Here is a 19,599-nt window from a genome sequence, read left to right as displayed (position 1 = left end):
AATTTTTATTTTGTTCGTGTTTTTTTTAGCCAAAAAGGTATTTATAAGTTAAATTCGGTCTATATATTGACTATTTCAGCAGCAATTGCGCACCTACTCACGTAATATATGTATCTAAGAATTATGCTTTGAGATGAATTATGGAATTAAGTAAGCAACAAACCGCCTCACAAAAAAATCGTTCTTATATTATTGCAGAAAATCTTGGCCAGCTGATTTTAACCAGCACCTATTTACCTGATTCCACTTTACCTAGCGAATTAGAATTATCAGAACAATTCCAAGCAAGTCGAACAGCGATAAGAGAAGCAATAAAAATATTAGCGGCAAAAGGAATGGTATTAGCACGCCCCAAAATAGGTACCCGTGTTATGCCACCCTCAAATTGGAATTTTTTAGACCAAGATCTCTTAACATGGTGGTCCAATAGTGAAGAGCAATCGGTCGTGATGGAACACTTTAAAATGGTTCGACTCGCAATAGAACCTCAAGCTTGTTATCTTGCGGCTATACATGCAACAAAAGAACAAAAACAATCATTACAATTATTAGCAAGTGAAATGCAGTTACTCGCCAAAGAATTTGACAGGGCGCATTGGGTGAAAGTTGATTACCATTTCCATTTAACTATTTACAAAGCTTGTGCCAATCCCTTCCTAATTTCTTTTGCTAATTTATTCCGTTCTATTTATCAGCGTTACTTTGATGTCATCACTGATAATGAGGTTATAGAGGTCGAAATTCATCAACAACTTGCCAATGCAATTATTCATGGTAAAAGTACAATAGCACTCGACCTTTGCTATAACTTATTAACAATTACCCAAAAGCAAGACTAACAAAACAATACTCCAATTGAAGCTTTAATTTACTTGTATAGGTAACTGATGTTCAAAACAGCTAAAAATATGTCAGGCCTTCCATGGATTGCAGCAATGGCCTTTTTCATGCAAGCGCTCGATGCCACCATTTTGAATACGGCTTTACCCGATATTGCAAAAAGCCTTGATCACTCGCCGCTTGCGATGCAATCCGCCGTAGTCAGTTATACGCTTACTGTTGCTCTATTGATCCCTGTTAGTGGCTGGTTTGCAGATAGATTTGGTACAAGACGTATATTCATTTTAGCGGTTTCCTTGTTTTCTTTTGGTTCATTACTTTGTGCCCTTTCGCCTTCTTTAAACTTTTTAGTGACCTCTAGGGTTATTCAAGGTATTGGTGGGGCAATGATGATGCCAGTTGCTCGTTTAGCCTTAATAAGGGCTTACCCTCGAAGTGAATTACTACCAATATTAAATTTTGTCACCATTCCTGGTTTAGTTGGCCCAATATTGGGACCTCTGTTAGGTGGTATATTAGTCACCTATGCAACTTGGCATTGGATATTTATTATTAATATTCCTATTGGTGTTTTAGGTATCTTTTATGCGTTAAAACATATGCCAGACTTTAAAATGCCAAAACGTAAATTTGATACTTTAGGGTTCTTATTGTTTGGTTCTGGTTTAGTCATGCTATCTGTCAGCCTAGATTTATTCAGTGATAAGTCTCTTTCAACATCGATTCCAGTCACTATTGTTTTAGTCGGCTTTCTTTTCTTATTTGTTTATATTTTCCATGCAAGACGTACTAAGCATGCAATAATCCCCTTGAATTTATTTAAAACTCGCACTTTTTCTATTGGGATCAGCGGTAATATCGCAACACGCTTAGGAACAGGCAGTATTCCATTTTTAATGCCATTAATGCTGCAAGTAGGTTTCGGCTACGAAGCCGTTGTGGCGGGAATGATGATGGCACCACTAGCAATAGGTTCAATCACTGCTAAATCAGGGGTTACTCGGATCCTAACTAAATATGGCTACCGTAATACATTATTTGTCATCACCATTATTATAGGATTAATGATCGCACAGTTTTCCTTACAATCACCAAGTATGTCGATTTATCTGTTAGTTGTACCTTTATTTATTTTAGGAATGGTGATGTCTGTACAATTTACCGCAATGAATACTATTTGCCTGGCTGATTTAACAGACAATAATGCAAGTGCGGGAAATAGTATGTTAGCTGTGACTCAGCAGCTATCGATAAGCTTCGGTATCGCAGTCAGTGCTGCAATCTTAAACTTCTATGGTGGACAACCTAATAGCAATACGGTCGATAATTTCCATTACACCTTTATTACCGTTGGCGTCATTACGCTTATCTCGGCTTTTGTCTTCTTATTATTAAGTAAGACAGACGGTGATAATTTAATAAAAAATAAAACCAAAAAAGCGAAGAATTAATATTTTTTAACCGATTGACGTTCAATTAACTCAGGGGTAAGAACCAAAACACTCGCATTTGCCTCTGGGTTATCCATACGATAAATAAGTTGGTCAACAGCCTGTTGGCCTAACTTATCTTTTGGCTGATGAATTGTTGTTAATGGTGGGATCATATAAGGCGAAAGATCGATATCATCATAACCAATGATTGAAATATCATCAGGCACTTTCAAACCCTTTTGGTATATCGCTTGATAAGCGCCTACCGCCATCGCATCATTACCTGCAAAAATGGCCTCGGGAGGGGTTGGTAAGCTAAGCAATTTATTCATTGACTCAAACCCACCAGCAAATTCAAAATCACTGAAAATGATATAGTCATCATAAATATTAATGCCGCCATCTGTCATGGCTTGAATAAAACCTTGATGACGCGCTCTTGCTGGTGATTTATCTTGTGGCCCTGCAATACATGCAATACGAGAGAAACCAGCTTCGATAAGGTAACGAGTGGCTATTTCTCCACCAAGAAAAGAGTTATCTTGAATGATATCGCCTTCCGACTCAAAAGGTGACCAATCCATCATAACTGTTGGCACAGCAGGGTAACGAGCCAAAACATTTTTTGATGGCCCCTGTACTTCTGTGCACATAATCAGTAGCCCATCAACACGTTTTTGTAGCAAGGTTTCTAAACTATGATTCATTCGCTGAAGGTCACCTTCAGTGTTGCACAAAATCAAACTATAACCACGTTCGTAGCAACTACGTTCTACACCCCGCACTACCTCTGCGTAAAATGGGTTATTACTTGTTGTCAGTAACATCCCAATTGTATTCGTACGATTCATCTTCAAACTACGCGCTAAAGCAGAAGGTGCATAATTTAACTCTTCAATCGCATTTTTAACGCGTATGGTAATGCTCTCGCTGACATAGCGATTTTGGTTAATAACGTGAGAGACGGTGGACGTCGACACCCCTGCAAGGCGTGCCACATCTTTCATTGTTGCCACAAGTTAATCCTGTTGAGTCAAAAACTGGTCAATTTCTTTACGCCATGGAACTGAGGGTTGAGCTCCCGGGCGAGTCACAGCTATCGCCGCCGCTGCATGAGCAAAAATAATCGCTTCTTCGTCAGCTTTACCTTCAAGCAGTGCTGTAACGTAAGCCCCATTGAATGTATCACCTGCGGCAATAGTATCCACTGCTTTTACGCGAAATGCAGAAATTATTTTGCCTTCACTACCTTTTTCACTATACCAAACGCCTCGAGAGCCGAGTGTTATCATCACTTTACTGATACCTTTTTGATGTAAAGCTTCAGCCGCATCCTGAGCACCTTGATTATCATTAACAGCAATACCTGTTAGGTGTTCAGCTTCTGTTTCATTTGGCGTGATGATATCAACTAGTGATAATAATGAATCTGGTAATGATTGAGCCGGTGCAGGGTTCAAAATGACTTTCGTATTGTTTTTCTTCGCTATTTCAGCAGCCATTTGTACTGTTTCAATAGGGGATTCCAGTTGCATCAATACCGCATCAGCTTCCACAATTTTTTGCTGATATTGAGCTAATCTTTCTTTGGTAAGTCGCGCATTTGCACCTGCATTGATACCAATTGTATTTTCCCCTTGTTGGTTCACATAAATAAGAGCAACACCTGTCGTTTCACCTTCAATGGCATCAATGCATTCGGTTTTAATATTATCGAGAAATAACTGTTTTTTTATACTCGCCCCAATATCATCATCACCAACACAAGCAATAAACGTTATGTCAGCACCACTGCGACCTGCTGCAACAGCTTGGTTGGCACCTTTCCCGCCAAATGCAACTTGGTAATGATCGCCTCTAACAGTTTCACCCGGCTGAGGGAAATGCTTAACATTTAATATATGATCCGCATTGATACTACCGAGAACCACCAGCTTAGCTATACCCATAACGTTTATTTCCTTTTTTATGACCCAATGGATCGCAAATTAAATAAACCGCCACAGTGCGCCATGGCGGTTTTTATCTTATTGTTTAACCACTAATTCCAATTCAACCGGAACCGTTGGATCCACTTTCTCGCCTTTTAAGACTTTATCTGCAATCTGTACACCAACAATCCCAATTTGGTCTGGGCGCTGTGCAATAGTTGCACCTAATTTTCCGCCTTCAACGGCTTTAATACCATCATTTGTTCCATCAAAGCCAACAACCAGAACATCAGTACGGCCTGCGGTTTGTAAAGCTCTTAACGCACCTAATGCCATTTCATCATTTTGTGCAAATACCGCTTGAACAGCAGGGTGTGCCGTTAACAAGTTTTGCATTACGTTCAAGCCTTTTGTTCTATCGAAATCAGCGGGTTGGCTCGCCAGTAAATTGAATTTGTGCTCTTTCGCTCCGGTATTAAAACCTTCACCGCGCTCACGTGCTGCTGATGTACCTGAAATACCTTCTAATTGAATCACTTTAGCTTCATTGCCTGTTTTTTGTGCAATATAGTCAGCAGCCATTTTCCCGCCCATACGGTTGTCGGATGCCACATGACTGACAACTTCACCTTTATTAGCCGCTCTATCTAAAGTGATGACAGGTATATTGGCTTTATTAGCCATTAATATTGAGTTGCCCACCGCATCTGAATCCGTTGGGTTAATTAACATTAATTTTGTACCGCGAACGGTTAAATCTTGTACGTTTGCTAACTCTTTGGCTGGGTTGTCTTGAGAATCTAAAACAATCAGTTCATAACCCAATTTATCCGCTTCTTTTTGTGCGCTATCTTTCATTGTCACAAAGAATGGGTTATTCAATGTAGAAATGACGAGTGCAATGCTATCTTTCGCCATCGCATTGACACTAACAGTTGCACTCAGTGCAACTGCAGATAATAACGTTGCTAGTTTGTTCAGTTTCATAATAATTTTCCTGTAGGGTTACTTTTTATTATCAACAAGTACAGCAAGTAAGATGACGACAGCTTTAACAATCATCTGGTAGTTTGACGAAATACCTAATAAGTTTAATCCATTGTTTAAAAAACCAAGGATAAGCGCACCAATCAATGTTCCGACTATACGCCCCTTACCACCAGCAAGACTGGTACCACCAAGTACAACCGCAGCGATAGCATCAAGTTCATAACCATTACCTGCCATTGGCTGAGCTGATGATAAACGTGCAACTTCAATGACACTCGCCAATGCTGCTAGCATTCCACATAAGGCATAAACCACTATTTTAATGCGATCAACATTAATACCAGAAAGACGGGTAGCCGCTTCATTCCCACCAAGTGCGTAGATGTAACGACCAAGGCGAGTATGGTGCAACATATACCATGCAGCTGCAAACACGATAATCATTAACCAGACTGGGGTAGGAATACCAAATGGGCGGCCAATACCAAACCAGCCAAATAAGTCTGCGTTATCACTAAACCCTGTATTGATAGGGCTACCGTCTGTATAAACTCGTGTCACACCACGCAATAGTAGCATCATGACTAAAGTCGCAATGAAAGCTTGGACTTTTCCTTTTGCAACAATCACCCCGGTGCATGCACCGATCGCGGCACCGAGTGCTAATGCCCCCGCAACAGCCACTAGCGCATTAACTTCCGCCCCGACCATGGAAGCTGCAACCGCGCCCGTTAAGGCCAATAAGGACCCAACAGAGAGATCAATACCCGAGGTTAAGATAACTAGCGTCATCCCAACGGCCATAATGGCGTTGACGGAGGTTTGTTGTAAGATATTGAATAGGTTATTAACCGTAAAAAAATTCGGGCTTAATGTTGATACGATGGCAATCAAAACTAAGAGTGCGATTAATGATTTTTGCTCCATCAGCCATGCTTTGCTGAACCAGCGTTTTGATGATGCGGTAGTTGAACTCATACTGATAACTCCTGAACTGAGCCATAATTTTTACCCACTGCGGCAGCCATTAAGGCTTCCTGAGTCGCGTCTTTGGCTGAAAATTCGCCGCTGATATGACCTTCGTGCATCACCAAAATGCGGTCACTCATTCCTATTACTTCAGGCATTTCTGAAGAAACTAAAATGATACTCAGCCCTTCTTTTTTAAATTGGTTAATTAGTTGATAGATTTCTTTTTTAGCACCAACGTCTACGCCACGAGTTGGCTCATCGAGGATCAGTACTTTTGGTCTTGTCATCAAACCGCGCGCAATGGCCACTTTTTGCTGGTTTCCACCTGAAAGGTTGCCAATTATTTGGTCCATAGACGGGGTTTTAATATTGAATAACCGAATGAAATCGCTAACGGTTTGCTGTTCTTCACTATGCTTGAGGCTTCCCCCTGCACGACTGAAATAACGTAATGCTGTCAATGACATATTTTCTTTCACTGACATGCCTAATACTAATCCATCTCGTTTACGGTCTTCTGAAATATAAACAATGCCACTGTTTAAGCCATCTTGTGGTGTTTTCAGTGTTACGGCTTTGCCTTCCAGTTTTATCGTGCCTGATTTTTTTGTCGCCGCGCCGTAGATGATTTTCATCAACTCTGTACGCCCCGCGCCCATCAAGCCAGATACACCTAAAATTTCCCCACTCTTCAGGGTGAAATTGGCATTTGTTACACCAGGTCCAGATACCCCTTCAAGCTGCAGCCTAATGTTTCCGGTTTCTACCTCGACCCTCGGGTACTGGTCTTCAAGCTTACGACCAACCATCATTTCAATGAGTTTTTCTTCTTCTAACTCACTCACGGGTTTCTCACCAATAAACTGGCCATCGCGGAATACGGTCACATCGTCGCAAATTTCAAAAATTTCTTTTAAACGATGGGAAATATAAACAATGCCACAGCCTTGAGCTTTTAAGTCTTCGATAACTCTAAATAGGGACTCTGTTTCCGTGTCGGTTAGTGCATCGGTGGGTTCATCCATGATAATCACTTGTGATTGAAAGCTCAGAACTTTGGCGATTTCGACCATTTGTTGTTCGCCAATAGAAAGCTCTGCAATAGTTTGATGACTATCATAATCAAGGTTAAGCCGTTTAAGCAGTTTGTCCGACTCACTGAACATTTTTTTCCAGTCAATCTTGCCAAACGCATTCACATACTCTCGACCTAGAAAAATATTCTCTGCAATAGTTAATTCAGGTATCAAATTGAGTTCTTGGTGGATAATCCCTATTCCTGCTTCTTGGGAGCTTTTAGGGCCATTAAATGCGACTTCTTTACCTAAATAGCGGATTTGACCAGCATCTTTTTTATAAATACCCGTCAGCACTTTCATCATGGTTGATTTGCCTGCCCCATTTTCCCCCACCAGCGCCATGACTTTTCCTGGGTAGACATTTAATGTCGCCCCACTGAGGGCTTTTACCCCTGGAAATGATTTATCGATCCCGATAAGTTCTAATAAAGGTTGCATAATCACCTCAGAAAGTCACACCAGAACAAAGAATAATGTTAGCGAACGGTGAACATTCTCCGGTGCGGATCACCGCTTTACTGTCATGAGTCAATTGTTTAAAGCGTTCATGGCTGCAATAAATAATTTCAATCGTATTATTTTGAGTAACTTCTAACTGTTGTAAGTGAGCCAAAATAGCGGCTTCCATTTGTGGGTTAATGGTACTGATTTCCTCAGCTAGAATGGCTTTTTCGACTTGCATCTCTTGGGTGATGACACTTAAAACTGACATGAAATCGGGTAAGCCTTGCGTAATTGCTAAATCAATACGCTCCGTTCCTTGATAAATAGGTAAACCTGCATCAGCAAGCGTTATTTGGTCTGTATGACCTAACTTTGCAATTACCGAGGTAACGTTGGCATTAAGTAAAATACCCTTTTTCATTTTTCACCGCCATTCTAGTAAGCGAAACGTTTCGCTCATGTAATAATAGTAAAGATAAGTCACAACTCAATATTGATGGTTAATATTTGTGATCAATATCGAAACGTTTCGTTCTTATTAGAAAAGCTAAAAAACAATAACTTATTGAATCACTTATAGCTGAATCGTTTTTTCTTATTTCTTGGGGCATATCAAAGAAAAATGGAAAAATAGGTCGCAGTATGTAATAAAAGAAATTGATAGTTTTGATATCAACGCCTCTATTAATAAAAGGAATGAATATGCAGCTTGCTGAACGAATAGCCCAATTAAGCAATTACCTTGAAAGCGGTTTATATGAACGCCAACAAGCTATTCGTTTGTGCTTACTCGCCACATTAAGCGGTGAAAGCGTATTTCTATTAGGCCCTCCAGGTATTGCCAAAAGCTTAATTGCACGAAGAATGAAATATGCTTTTCGCCATGCAAATGCTTTTGAATACTTAATGACGCGATTTTCAACGCCTGAAGAGATCTTTGGTCCTCTTTCAATACAAGCACTAAAAGATGAAGGACGATATGAACGATTAACCAAAGGTTATTTACCTGACGCTGAAGTGGTATTTTTAGATGAGATATGGAAAGCAGGCCCTGCCATTTTAAATACCTTATTAACAGCGGTAAATGAGCGCAAATTCCGTAATGGTGATGAAGAAAAATCCATCCCTATGCGGTTATTGGTAACGGCATCAAATGAATTACCCGATGCAGATAATAGCCTTGAAGCCCTATTCGACCGAATGTTAGTGCGTATTTGGTTGGATAAAGTGCAAGAGAAACAAAATTTTCGCGCGCTATTAACCGGAAAATCATCGCTGAATGAATCTCAAATGCCAGAGCATTTAAAAATCAGTGATGAAGAGTACCAACAATGGCAACAAGAAATTCCTAAAATTACGCTACCCGATCACTGTTTTGAACTTATTTACCAATTACGCCAACAATTAGATGCAACAGAAAAGCAGCTTTATGTTTCTGATAGGCGTTGGAAAAAAGCAGTTTATTTATTACAAGCAAGTGCTTTCTTTAATGGGCGCAATAGCGTATCTCCTCTAGATCTTGTGTTATTAAAAGATTGCCTTTGGCATGACATGCAGTCGATGAATACGTTACCGAAACTATTGCAGTCATTATTACAAGAAGATGGCTGGCAACAACGAAAGTTAACCCGCGAAATAGAGCAAACTTATCAGCAATGGATGTCATCGACCCAAGACCAAAATAACCAAGATGCATTTAAAGTTAATAAAAACAATGCGATGTTTGCTCGTAAAGCGTCCTATGTATTACCCGAAAATATCGGTGACGGTCGAATTACTCTATTTTTACATCGCCCACTGCAACTGCATAATATGAAAGTCACTTTTGTAACAACCGATAAAAAATCCCTGATAACCTTCTTAAATAAAGGAACAACACTATCTGCCCACCTAAATGGGATTGGCTTTGCACAAGAAATTGCCGCTGAGGTAAATAATTTAAATCAGATACAGTTATTAGATGTAAGCCATCAATCATCTACTTTATATATTCAAGATAAAGCTTCGTCGCTAGTGCCAAATACAAATAACCAAGAGTGGCTAGACAAGCTGGATAAAATTCAAGAAGAGATTCAAACCGCGCGTTATCAGTTTGAAAAACAACAGCCCAACTTATTTATTGAACCGCACTGGCTTGCAGATATTGAACAAAGCTTCATGAAACTCACAGAAAAGCTAAACCAATTACGTAACCAAATCACGGGTAAAGTGGCCGAATAACGATGATGAGTTTAGCCACATTAGAAATGTTGCTTTCGGTTAATGAAGGCCAATTAATTGAAGAGATCATTATATCTTTACTGGCAACCCCTCAATTAGCGGTGTTTTTTGAAAAACACCCTCGATTAAAAAAAGCTTTACTCAAAGATTTATCGGGTTGGAAAAAGGATCTCAAACAGCGTATGCAAGATGCGCTTGTTCCCGCACAACTTTCAGAAGAATTTGAACTTTATCGTCAATCCCTTGGTATTTCGACAGATGCCTTTTTTAACCAATTACCGGGGGTTATAGCAAAACTTCAGCAGCTGGATTCCCCGTTTTATCGTGAGGCACATCAGCTACAAAGTGGAAAAATAGAAAACCGCAGCGCAAGGCAGTCATTATTTGTTCAAAGATGGCGAGTTAGTTTAATTTTACAAGTGACAACTCTTCATAAAGAACTGTTAGAGCAAGAAAAAGAACAATTGCTGGCGGAGTTACAACGCCGATTAGCGTTAAGTGGCAATTTAGAGGATATCTTAGGCGAAAATGAGCGAGCTGCAGGCCGGCTATGGGACTTAACCAAAGGTGTAAACATGACTTCCGCTTATAATGACCAATTATTAAGCCGATACAGTGATTTTTTACGTCAGCAGCCTGAATTAGAAAAAATAGCGCAATTATTAGGCCGTAGCCAATCTGCTCAATCGATTCCTGACGATAGTGTTTTTCTTGAGCCCATGACAATCATGGAAAAGGTACCCGAAATAGTACCTGAGCAAGTCAACGGTTTAAATCAAAGTGATGATATTTTACGGTTATTACCTGCAGAACTCGCCATGTTAGGCCTTGAAGATATTGAATTTGAATTTTATCGAAAATTACTCGAAAAACAGCTTCTAACCTACCGATTACAAGGGGATAGCTGGCAAGAAAGAAAAGTTCTGCGCCCTATTACCCATCACCATGATGAAGAGCAGCCAAGAGGGCCATTTGTTGTATGTATTGATACATCGGGTTCGATGGGCGGTTTAAATGAACGCTGCGCCAAAGCCTTTTGCCTTGCATTAATGAAAATTGCGCTGGCAGATAACCGCTCATGCCATGTGATGTTATTTTCCACAGAAATTGTGCATTACGATTTACTTTCTATTGATGGCCTAGAGCAATGTATTCGTTTTTTACATCAAACATTTAAAGGTGGGACTGACTTGGCAGCTTGTTTACAAGAAACCGCAGTAAAATTGGAATCAAAACAGTGGATTGATGCAGATGCCGTGGTGATTTCTGATTTTGTTGCTCAGCGTTTACCTGATGAATTGATTCAAAAAATTAAGACTATGCAGAAGAAAGGTAAATACCGCTTCCATGCGGTATCTGTATCAAATTATGGGAAACCCAGCATCATGAAAATCTTTGACCATATTTGGCGTTTTGATACTGGGTTAAAAAGCAGGCTGTTACGCCGCTTTAGTCGCTAATTACAGCATACCTTCAACAGATTCTTGCATTTCAGCACCCCAAACACCGCATTGTACTTGGCCAATGTGCTGGCGTTGAAGAAGTAGCATGACTAAGCGTGATTGGCCAATGCCACCACCGATAGTTTGTGGCATTTCACCTTTTACTAACGCTTGGTGCCACTCTAATTCCATACGTTTTTCATCACCGGTTAAGCCTAATTGGCGAGTCAAACACTCAGGGCTTACACGAATTCCCATTGAAGAGAGCTCAAATGCGTCCTGTAAAATAGGGTTCCACACAATGATGTCGCCGTTCAAACCACAAAAACCGTCTTCATTTTTTGTTGTCCAGTCGTCGTAGTCAGGCGCGCGAACATCATGTGATTCACCGCTAGATAGCTTACCACCGATACCAATTAAGAATACTGCGCCTAGTTCTTTTGCGATTGCACGTTCACGCCCTTTCGCATCTAAATCAGGGTAGCGCTGTAACAACTCTTCACTGTGAATAAAGTGGATTTGGTCTGGCAGGAACGGTGCCAACCCAAATTCTTTACTTACGGCAGCTTCTGTTTCTTTTATTGCCTTATAGATTTTACCCACTGTCTGCTTCAGATAAGGAAGTGTACGTTCCTCATCTGCCATCACTTTTTCCCAATCCCACTGATCAACATAGACGGAATGGATTGGGGTTAAGCGATCCTCGTCAGGACGCAACGCTTTCATATGCGTGTATAGACCTTGGCCTTCACTAAAACCGAAACGACCTAATGTTTTACGTTTCCATTTAGCCAAAGAATGAACCACTTCAAAGGTTGCACCTGGAATTGATTTCACTTTTACTTGAACGGCTTTTTCGCTGCCAGATAAGTTGTCTTGAGTACCATCCCCTAAACGGCTTAGGATTGGCCCTTGAACTTCAATCAACCCTAATTCTTTTTCAAGTAAACGTGAGAAATACGATTTCACAAAACTAATTTGTTGCTGATGTTCGATAAATGACTTGTCCATAATTTATTCCCATAATTTGTTAGCTGTGTTAGCTGATGTATAGATTAAGCAACAAAATGAGGTATAAATTCAATATCCATCATTAAAAAAAGCCTTTATTGTTTATTTTGAATAAAAAAACAGGTATAAAAATGAATAATCGTTAAAATAGAGGTGGAATAATGCCGGAAAATTATCAAATCGATAATCTCGATCGTGACATACTTCACGAATTAATGGGAAATGCACGTACACCGTATGCTGAATTAGCTAAAAAATTTGCTGTTAGCCCCGGGACAATTCATGTCCGTGTCGAAAAAATGAAGCAAGCAGGGATTATTAAAGGCACACGTATTGATATAAACCCAAAACAATTAGGCTTCGATGTTTGTTGCTTTATTGGCATTATTTTAAAAAGTGCAAAAGATTACCCAACCGCACTAAAAAAATTAGACGCCTTAGAAGAAGTTGTCGAGGTGTACTACACAACAGGGCAATACAGCATTTTTATTAAAGTGATGTGCCGCTCTATTGATTCTTTACAAGACGTACTTATCAACAAAATTCAGACCATTGATGAGATACAATCCACAGAAACACTGATCTCCTTACAAAACCCGATCTTACGAACAATCAATCCGTAGAAAAAAAATGATATAACCACATTATCCACAGGTAGATCCCAGCTCATTCACAGCGTACAATAGCGACCTATTATTGTGAAAGAGAATCACCATGACAAAAGTAACCTTAATAAGTGGCAGTACAATGGGCAGTGCGGAGTATGTTGCCGAGCACATGGCAGAGATTTTAGAAGAACTCGGTCATGAAACTGAAATTCAACATGGCCCAAAGCTTGATGACTTAACACTTGAAGGCATATGGCTGGTGGTGAGCTCAACACATGGAGCAGGTGATCTCCCTGAAAATATTCAACCTCTTTTTGATTCAATAGAAGAAAGCGCTCCTGATCTAAGCCAAGTTCAATTTGGTTCTGTAGGGATCGGCAGCTCTGAATATGACACTTTCTGTGGAGCGATCCACAAAATAGATGCTTTATTAATCAAGCAAGGGGCTAAAAGGATCGGTGAATGTTTGGAAATTGATGTCCAACAACACGAAATACCGGAAGATCCCGCAGGTGAATGGGTTAAAATTTGGGCAAACGAACTCTAGTTTGATTAAAATAACAGCAATCAACTGTGGATAACTCAGGGAAGATCCCGGTATTAACCCGTAGTTATCCAGAGTATAAGTTTTAAGGCTGACAATGCCTGTGTATAAGTACCCTTTTTGATCCCAGCTTATACGCAAACGGATCACGGATCATTCACAGTATATGATCCTTTACACTTTTATGATCTTTAAAGTGAAAATCCACTTATCCACAGAAACCCGTGATCCTAATAAAAGATCTAATAAAGAGATCTTTAAATAAAAAGATCTTAATATTATATAAGGGAGAAACCTAAAGCTTGGTCTCTTCCTCAAACTTGAGTAGAATTCTCTCCTCAAATGCACAATCCGCATTTTCTAACGTTTAAGGTTCACACATGTTTTATCCAGAGCAATTTGACGTCATCGTAATTGGTGGTGGTCATGCCGGTACTGAAGCAGCAATGGCAGCTGCACGTATGGGGCGTCAAACCCTATTACTGACTCACAATATTGATACATTGGGCCAGATGTCTTGCAACCCAGCCATCGGTGGGATCGGTAAGGGACATCTGGTTAGAGAAATTGATGCGCTAGGTGGCTTGATGGCCACAGCAACAGACAAAGCAGGTATTCAATTTAGAACATTAAATGCCAGCAAAGGGCCTGCAGTTCGTGCGACTCGAGCACAAGCTGACCGTGTTCTTTATCGCCAAGCTGTCAGAATGGCTTTAGAAAACCAGCCTAACTTAATGATTTTCCAACAACCTGTAGAAGACTTAATTGTTGAAAACAATAGGGTCACAGGGGCTATTACCCGCATGGGCTTAAAATTTAAAGCCAAAGCGGTGGTATTAACCGTTGGTACTTTCCTTGATGGCAAAATTCACATTGGTTTAGAAAATTACAGTGGTGGTCGTGCAGGAGATCCTCCTTCAATTTCACTTTCTCAACGTTTGAGAGAATTACCTTTACGTGTTAATCGTTTAAAAACAGGAACGCCACCACGTATTGATGCAAGAACCATTGATTTCAGTCAGTTAGCTCAACAGCTAGGTGACGACCCAATGCCCGTATTTTCATTTTTAGGTTCACAAGATCAACATCCACAACAGATGCCTTGTCATATCACCTATACCAATGAAAAAACGCATGAAGTGATCAGAAATAATCTGGATCGCAGCCCTATGTACGCAGGCGTGATTGAAGGGATCGGCCCACGTTACTGCCCTTCGATCGAAGATAAAGTCATGCGTTTTGCTGATAAAGACTCACATCAGATCTTCCTAGAACCTGAAGGCCTAACCAGCAATGAAATTTACCCTAACGGGATATCCACCAGCTTGCCATTTGATGTCCAAATGCAAATTGTTCATTCCATGAAAGGAATGGAAAATGCGAGGATCATTCGTCCTGGCTATGCCATTGAATATGATTTCTTTGACCCTAGAGATCTAAAACAGACGCTTGAAAGTAAATTTATTGATGGATTATTCTTTGCTGGCCAAATTAACGGCACTACAGGTTATGAAGAAGCTGGAGCTCAAGGCCTATTAGCAGGCCTTAATGCGGCACAACATGCCTTTGGTTTAGAAGGTTGGTTCCCTCGTCGTGACCAAGCTTATATCGGTGTTCTCGTTGACGATCTTTGTACTTTAGGGACAAAAGAACCTTACCGTATGTTTACCTCACGTGCAGAATACCGTTTGATGCTTCGTGAAGACAATGCGGATTTACGTCTAACAGAAAAAGGCCGAGAGTTAGGTTTAGTTGATGACGTTCGCTGGGCTCATTTTAATAACAAAGTCGAATTGATTGAAAAAGAGCGCCAACGCTTAAAAGATATCTGGGTTCATCCAAAATCAGATAACCATACAGAAATAGATGGAATTTTAACCGTTCCATTATCGAAAGAAGCCAATGGGGAAGATTTACTACGTCGCCCGGAAATGACGTATAAAATGTTAACCTCACTCAACCTTTTTGCTCCAGCTATTGATGATCCTCAAGCCGCGGATCAAGTGGAAATTCAAGTTAAATACGAAGGTTATATTGCCCGCCAAAAAGAAGAAATCGAAAGACAACTGCGTAATGAAAATACGTTGTTGCCTGTTGACCTCGATTACAAACAAGTTAAAGGGTTGTCTAACGAGGTAATGGCGAAACTGAACGACCATAAACCGACATCTATTGGTCAAGCATCACGAATTTCAGGGATCACGCCTGCTGCAATCTCTATTTTACTTGTTTGGTTGAAAAAGCAAGGCATGCTACGCCGGAGCGCTTAACATGGATTTATTATCAAAACTGAATCAATTGCTAGTAAAAACCGATATCAACTTGACGGAAAAGCAAAAACAGCAACTCATTGACTATGTTGGGTTATTAGCGAAATGGAACAAAGCCTATAACCTGACATCGGTACGTGACCCACAACAGATGTTAATCCGCCATATCATGGATAGCATAGTGGTGAACGGTCAACTCATCGGGCAACGTTTTATTGATGTTGGAACGGGCCCTGGTTTACCCGGCGTGCCTTTAGCGATTGTTCGACCTGATTCCCATTTTGTTCTATTGGACAGCTTAGGAAAGCGTGTACGCTTTTTAAAACAGGTTCAACATGAGTTAGGGCTGACTAATATTGAGCCTGTTCAATCACGCGTTGAAGAGTTTCCAGTGGAAAAAAGCTTTGATGGTGTGATTAGCCGCGCATTTGCTTCGTTGAATGACATGTTGAGTTGGTGCCATCATTTACCTTCAGCAGAAGGGCGTTTTTATGCACTCAAAGGTGTCATTCGTGATGATGAAATGGCGCTACCAGACGAGTTTATGATTGAATCGATCACGGAACTTGAAGTGCCCGAACTTGATGAGCAACGTCATTTAGTTAAAATTTCGATGAAATAAAGTTGCTTTCTATCAAATAATTTTATCATTTAGAGCGATAGCTGGACGTTTACAAACGGCCAGCTATTTTTATTCGCCATCAAATAATAAAAATATATATTTTACGTGGTATTTACACGGCAATAACGAATAAGTTGCAAAAATAAGGCATTGAAAGAAAAATACTGGCTAATTGATGATTTTTACTTAATCGATTTAGCAAAAAAATAGTGAATCGAAAAATATTGGATTTACTCTTTCAAAATTTAGCTTAGGAATTAATTTCTTTAATTATTTGATTTACTGGTTAAATCTATTTTTTGTTATGAATAAAATTGAAGTAATAAATAAAGTGAATAAAGTTAAATGTGATATATGTCACATTTATATGAATATATGCAGCAATTCATTAACTATTTATTAAATATTACAGCGACAATTCTGCGCTAACTCGAAAAAATTAAATATTTATTCACCTTTTCGCTACTTACTGATTGAATTCATTTCGCCTGCCCGTATAATTTGCACGTTTTTGTCTCTTGACACATTTACGCAAAGGCAGTTTTATACAACACTTAGCGTTTCTGAGGCTGAGAAGAGCTGGGAGTAAACAAAAGTTATGTCTGTATCCCTTTATGACAACAAGCATGCTGTAAAGCAGTTGTCTGTTCAGTTGATAACTTTTGTGATCCTCAGTGGGGCTTTCTGTGCAAATAGTATAGAATGGGGGGCCTCTGCTCTTGCTGGTGGGTTAGCATGCTGGTTACCAAATATCGTATTTATGCTGCTATCACAATTTCAGAAAGCAAAAGGAGAGGATGAACCTGTCCGCATTGCCTGGTTCTTAGCATTAGGAGCAGGGCTAAAGGTTGTTACAACTATCACTGTCTTAGTTGTTGCTTTCGGTGTGTTCAAAGCGTCATTAACACCACTGGGTTTGACCTATTTAGCGGTGCTAATTGTTCAGATTGTTGCACCAGCCGTTTTTAAACGGTAAGTATTTTTAAACTACAAAAGGGTAAGAGGCATCATGTCTGCATCAGGAGAAGTGATGACTACAGAGGATTACATAGGCCACCATCTGAGAAACCTTCAGTTGGACCTGAGTACCTTTAAGTTGGTCGATCCCCACGCTAGTCCAACATTTTGGACGTTGAACATTGACTCGCTTTTTTTCTCAGTAGTTCTCGGGGCTCTGTTCCTGTGGCTATTTAGAAGAGTTGCAGCCAATGCGACTAGTGGCGTACCCGGTAAGTTACAGACTGCAATAGAACTGATCATTGGTTTCGTTGATAACTCAGTCCGTGATATGTATCACGGTAAGAGCAAAGTTATTGCTCCTTTAGCATTAACAGTGTTCGTCTGGGTATTCTTAATGAACCTGATGGATTTACTACCAATTGATTTCCTTCCGTATATTGCTGAACATTATCTCGGGTTACCTGCATTACGTGCAGTACCAACCGCAGATGTTAGTGTCACATTATCGATGGCTATTGGTGTGTTTATCCTAATCCTCTTCTACAGCATCAAAATGAAAGGAATTGGCGGATTTACAAAAGAGCTCACAATGCAGCCTTTTAACCATCCTGTCTTCATTCCAGTAAACTTGATTCTTGAAGGGGTAAGCCTGCTGTCAAAACCTGTATCACTCGGTCTGCGACTGTTTGGTAACATGTATGCAGGTGAATTGATCTTTATTCTTATCGCGGCTCTGCTTCCGTGGTGGTCACAGTGGTTGTTAAGCCTACCTTGGGCTATCTTCCACATACTGATTATTACGCTACAAGCCTTTATTTTTATGGTTCTAACAGTTGTTTATCTGTCGATGGCATCTGAAGAACACTAATTTAATTTTATCAATAATTGTATTAACTGAAACAAACTGGAGACTGTCATGGAAAACCTGAGTATGGATCTGCTGTACATGGCTGCCGCTGTGATGATGGGCTTAGCGGCGATCGGTGCTGCGATCGGTATCGGCATCCTAGGTGGTAAATTTTTAGAAGGTGCTGCTCGTCAGCCAGATTTAATTCCTCTGCTGCGTACACAGTTCTTTATCGTAATGGGTCTGGTCGATGCTATTCCGATGATTGCTGTTGGTCTGGGCTTGTATGTAATGTTCGCTGTTGCCTAATTAACGTTACGGAACACTGTAAGAACATTAATTCACTAATGAATATGAGGTATTGTCTGTGAATCTAAATGCAACAATCCTCGGCCAGGCTATCGCGTTTGTCCTGTTTGTTTGGTTCTGTATGAAGTATGTATGGCCACCGATTATGGCGGCCATTGAAAAACGTCAAAAAGAAATTGCTGACGGTTTATCTTCCGCAGAACGTGCTAAAAAGAACCTGGAACTGGCGCAAACCGACGCAACCGACCGACTGAAAAAAGCGAAAGCTGAAGCTCAAGTCATCATTGAACAAGCGAATAAACAACGCGTTCAAATGATTGATGAAGCAAAAGCAGAAGCAGAAGCAGAACGTGCAAAAATCGTCGCACAAGCGCAAGCTGAAATTGATGCTGAGCGTAAACGTGCACGTGAAGAGTTACGTAAACAGGTTGCGATGCTTGCTATCGCAGGTGCCGAGAAGATCATCGAACGTTCCGTGGATGAAGCTGCTAACAGCGACATCGTTGATAAACTAGTCGCTGAACTGTAAGGAGGGAGGGGCATGTCTGAAATTGCTACTGTAGCTCGCCCCTACGCCAAAGCAGCTTTTGACTTTGCTGTGGAAAACCAAGCTGTTGCTAAATGGCAGGAAATGCTGGCCTTCACCTCTGAGGTGACGCGCAATGAGCAGGTTGGTGAGCTGCTTTCTGGTTCTATTGCACCAGAAACATTAGCTAAAACGTTTATCTCTGTTTGTGGAGATGAAATTGACGAGCATGTTCAGAATCTGATTCGTGTTATGGCAGATAACGGGCGTTTAACGACGCTACCAGAAGTTTTAACGCAGTTTATCCAATTGCGCGATTCTCTGGAATCAACCATTGAAGTTGATGTTTTATCCGCTAACGAATTGAGTGAACAGCAGTCAGCTAAAATTTCTGCAGCGATGGAAAAACGTCTGTCACGCAAAGTTAAGCTGAATTGCAAAATTGATAAGTCTGTTATTGCTGGAGTGATCATTCGTGCTGGAGACCTCGTCATCGACGGGAGTATCCGCGGTCGCTTAGAGCGTTTAACTGACGTCTTGCAGTCTTAAGG

General features: G+C 40.4%; 20 protein-coding genes. 13 read left to right on the top strand and 7 right to left on the bottom strand.

Going from position 1 to position 19,599, the window contains the following annotated elements; genetic code table 11:
• Positions 1-140 precede the first annotated feature (140 nt).
• On the top strand, positions 141-839 hold the full coding sequence (locus tag PR800_RS12565) for a FadR/GntR family transcriptional regulator (protein ID WP_102140438.1): 699 nt from the start codon (positions 141-143) through the stop codon (positions 837-839).
• A 48-nt stretch (positions 840-887) separates the two neighbouring features.
• A complete protein-coding gene (gene mdtD, locus PR800_RS12560) occupies positions 888-2,291 on the top strand; it encodes a multidrug transporter subunit MdtD (RefSeq protein WP_102140437.1) in 1,404 nt (467 codons plus the stop codon).
• On the opposite strand, the gene rbsR is transcribed toward mdtD, so the two are convergent.
• The 6 genes from rbsR to rbsD form a co-directional block, all read right to left on the bottom strand.
• Positions 2,288-3,289, bottom strand: a complete 1,002-nt coding sequence (gene rbsR / locus PR800_RS12555; protein WP_166268174.1) for a ribose operon transcriptional repressor RbsR — start codon at positions 3,287-3,289, stop codon at positions 2,288-2,290. The genes mdtD and rbsR overlap by 4 nt on opposite strands.
• Before the next feature lie 3 nt (positions 3,290-3,292).
• Positions 3,293-4,222: a ribokinase gene (gene rbsK / locus PR800_RS12550; protein ID WP_206276950.1), complete on the bottom strand. Its 930-nt coding sequence runs from the start codon at positions 4,220-4,222 to the stop codon at positions 3,293-3,295.
• 78 nt (positions 4,223-4,300) lie between these two features.
• Positions 4,301-5,191 (bottom strand): ribose ABC transporter substrate-binding protein RbsB, encoded by an 891-nt coding sequence (rbsB, locus tag PR800_RS12545; protein WP_102140435.1) that lies wholly within the window; start codon positions 5,189-5,191, stop codon positions 4,301-4,303.
• Positions 5,192-5,209: 18 nt separating this feature from the next.
• Complete coding sequence (gene rbsC, locus PR800_RS12540; protein ID WP_102140434.1) at positions 5,210-6,172, bottom strand: ribose ABC transporter permease; 963 nt, start codon at positions 6,170-6,172, stop codon at positions 5,210-5,212.
• On the bottom strand, positions 6,169-7,683 hold the full coding sequence (rbsA, locus tag PR800_RS12535) for a ribose ABC transporter ATP-binding protein RbsA (protein ID WP_102140433.1): 1,515 nt from the start codon (positions 7,681-7,683) through the stop codon (positions 6,169-6,171). Before rbsA ends, rbsC begins: the two co-directional genes overlap by 4 nt.
• A gap of 7 nt (positions 7,684-7,690) precedes the next feature.
• On the bottom strand, positions 7,691-8,110 hold the full coding sequence (gene rbsD / locus PR800_RS12530) for a D-ribose pyranase (RefSeq protein WP_102140432.1): 420 nt from the start codon (positions 8,108-8,110) through the stop codon (positions 7,691-7,693).
• A gap of 281 nt (positions 8,111-8,391) precedes the next feature.
• Between rbsD and ravA the strand changes: the two genes are divergently transcribed.
• Both ravA and viaA read left to right on the top strand, forming a co-directional pair.
• Positions 8,392-9,909 (top strand): ATPase RavA, encoded by a 1,518-nt coding sequence (ravA, locus tag PR800_RS12525; protein WP_102140431.1) that lies wholly within the window; start codon positions 8,392-8,394, stop codon positions 9,907-9,909.
• Between the two features lie 2 nt (positions 9,910-9,911).
• On the top strand, positions 9,912-11,369 hold the full coding sequence (gene viaA / locus PR800_RS12520) for an ATPase RavA stimulator ViaA (RefSeq protein WP_206276948.1): 1,458 nt from the start codon (positions 9,912-9,914) through the stop codon (positions 11,367-11,369).
• Here viaA and asnA read toward each other — a convergent pair whose 3' ends face one another.
• Positions 11,370-12,362: an aspartate--ammonia ligase gene (asnA, locus tag PR800_RS12515; protein ID WP_102140429.1), complete on the bottom strand. Its 993-nt coding sequence runs from the start codon at positions 12,360-12,362 to the stop codon at positions 11,370-11,372.
• Positions 12,363-12,523: 161 nt separating this feature from the next.
• Here asnA and asnC point away from each other — a divergent pair, with 161 nt between their 5' ends.
• The 9 genes from asnC (at position 12,524) to atpH (ending at position 19,597) form a co-directional block, all read left to right on the top strand.
• Positions 12,524-12,985, top strand: coding sequence for a transcriptional regulator AsnC (gene asnC, locus PR800_RS12510; RefSeq protein WP_125893840.1), 462 nt, complete (start codon positions 12,524-12,526; stop codon positions 12,983-12,985).
• Positions 12,986-13,076: 91 nt separating this feature from the next.
• A complete protein-coding gene (gene mioC / locus PR800_RS12505) occupies positions 13,077-13,517 on the top strand; it encodes an FMN-binding protein MioC (RefSeq protein WP_102140427.1) in 441 nt (146 codons plus the stop codon).
• Positions 13,518-13,894: 377 nt separating this feature from the next.
• Positions 13,895-15,784, top strand: a complete 1,890-nt coding sequence (mnmG, locus tag PR800_RS12500; protein ID WP_102140426.1) for a tRNA uridine-5-carboxymethylaminomethyl(34) synthesis enzyme MnmG — start codon at positions 13,895-13,897, stop codon at positions 15,782-15,784.
• 1 nt (position 15,785) lies between these two features.
• A complete protein-coding gene (gene rsmG / locus PR800_RS12495; RefSeq protein WP_102140425.1) occupies positions 15,786-16,406 on the top strand; it encodes a 16S rRNA (guanine(527)-N(7))-methyltransferase RsmG in 621 nt (206 codons plus the stop codon).
• A 598-nt stretch (positions 16,407-17,004) separates the two neighbouring features.
• The gene (atpI, locus tag PR800_RS12490; protein WP_102140424.1) at positions 17,005-17,382 is read left to right on the top strand and encodes a F0F1 ATP synthase subunit I; all 378 of its coding nucleotides are present in this window, start codon (positions 17,005-17,007) and stop codon (positions 17,380-17,382) included.
• A gap of 33 nt (positions 17,383-17,415) precedes the next feature.
• Positions 17,416-18,234 (top strand): F0F1 ATP synthase subunit A, encoded by an 819-nt coding sequence (gene atpB, locus PR800_RS12485; RefSeq protein WP_042846803.1) that lies wholly within the window; start codon positions 17,416-17,418, stop codon positions 18,232-18,234.
• A 48-nt stretch (positions 18,235-18,282) separates the two neighbouring features.
• Positions 18,283-18,522: a F0F1 ATP synthase subunit C gene (gene atpE / locus PR800_RS12480; protein ID WP_004093904.1), complete on the top strand. Its 240-nt coding sequence runs from the start codon at positions 18,283-18,285 to the stop codon at positions 18,520-18,522.
• Positions 18,523-18,580: 58 nt separating this feature from the next.
• Entirely contained in the window at positions 18,581-19,051 is a 471-nt protein-coding gene (gene atpF, locus PR800_RS12475; protein WP_004906301.1) for a F0F1 ATP synthase subunit B, read from the top strand.
• A 12-nt stretch (positions 19,052-19,063) separates the two neighbouring features.
• The gene (gene atpH / locus PR800_RS12470) at positions 19,064-19,597 is read left to right on the top strand and encodes a F0F1 ATP synthase subunit delta (protein ID WP_102140423.1); all 534 of its coding nucleotides are present in this window, start codon (positions 19,064-19,066) and stop codon (positions 19,595-19,597) included.
• The last annotated feature ends 2 nt before the right edge of the window (positions 19,598-19,599 follow it).

Origin of the sequence: Providencia sp. PROV205 (genome assembly GCF_028479505.1) — a bacterium.
GTDB classification, from domain to species: Bacteria; Pseudomonadota; Gammaproteobacteria; order Enterobacterales; family Enterobacteriaceae; genus Providencia; species Providencia huaxiensis.
Note: the sequence above shows the minus strand (reverse complement) of the source record. Positions and strands in the feature narration are given on the sequence as shown.

Bases quoted from the DNA above. Each gene is read 5' to 3' on its own strand.
- PR800_RS12565 (WP_102140438.1), top strand. From the start codon at position 141: ATGGAATTAAGTAAGCAACAAACCGCCTCACAAAAAAATCGTTCTTAT.
- mdtD (WP_102140437.1), top strand. From the start codon at position 888: ATGTTCAAAACAGCTAAAAATATGTCAGGCCTTCCATGGATTGCAGCA.
- rbsK (WP_206276950.1), bottom strand. From the start codon at position 4,222: ATGGGTATAGCTAAGCTGGTGGTTCTCGGTAGTATCAATGCGGATCAT.
- rbsB (WP_102140435.1), bottom strand. From the start codon at position 5,191: ATGAAACTGAACAAACTAGCAACGTTATTATCTGCAGTTGCACTGAGT.
- rbsC (WP_102140434.1), bottom strand. From the start codon at position 6,172: ATGAGTTCAACTACCGCATCATCAAAACGCTGGTTCAGCAAAGCATGG.
- rbsA (WP_102140433.1), bottom strand. From the start codon at position 7,683: ATGCAACCTTTATTAGAACTTATCGGGATCGATAAATCATTTCCAGGG.
- rbsD (WP_102140432.1), bottom strand. From the start codon at position 8,110: ATGAAAAAGGGTATTTTACTTAATGCCAACGTTACCTCGGTAATTGCA.
- ravA (WP_102140431.1), top strand. From the start codon at position 8,392: ATGCAGCTTGCTGAACGAATAGCCCAATTAAGCAATTACCTTGAAAGC.
- viaA (WP_206276948.1), top strand. From the start codon at position 9,912: ATGATGAGTTTAGCCACATTAGAAATGTTGCTTTCGGTTAATGAAGGC.
- asnA (WP_102140429.1), bottom strand. From the start codon at position 12,362: ATGGACAAGTCATTTATCGAACATCAGCAACAAATTAGTTTTGTGAAA.
- asnC (WP_125893840.1), top strand. From the start codon at position 12,524: ATGCCGGAAAATTATCAAATCGATAATCTCGATCGTGACATACTTCAC.
- mioC (WP_102140427.1), top strand. From the start codon at position 13,077: ATGACAAAAGTAACCTTAATAAGTGGCAGTACAATGGGCAGTGCGGAG.
- mnmG (WP_102140426.1), top strand. From the start codon at position 13,895: ATGTTTTATCCAGAGCAATTTGACGTCATCGTAATTGGTGGTGGTCAT.
- rsmG (WP_102140425.1), top strand. From the start codon at position 15,786: ATGGATTTATTATCAAAACTGAATCAATTGCTAGTAAAAACCGATATC.
- atpI (WP_102140424.1), top strand. From the start codon at position 17,005: ATGTCTGTATCCCTTTATGACAACAAGCATGCTGTAAAGCAGTTGTCT.
- atpB (WP_042846803.1), top strand. From the start codon at position 17,416: ATGTCTGCATCAGGAGAAGTGATGACTACAGAGGATTACATAGGCCAC.
- atpE (WP_004093904.1), top strand. From the start codon at position 18,283: ATGGAAAACCTGAGTATGGATCTGCTGTACATGGCTGCCGCTGTGATG.
- atpH (WP_102140423.1), top strand. From the start codon at position 19,064: ATGTCTGAAATTGCTACTGTAGCTCGCCCCTACGCCAAAGCAGCTTTT.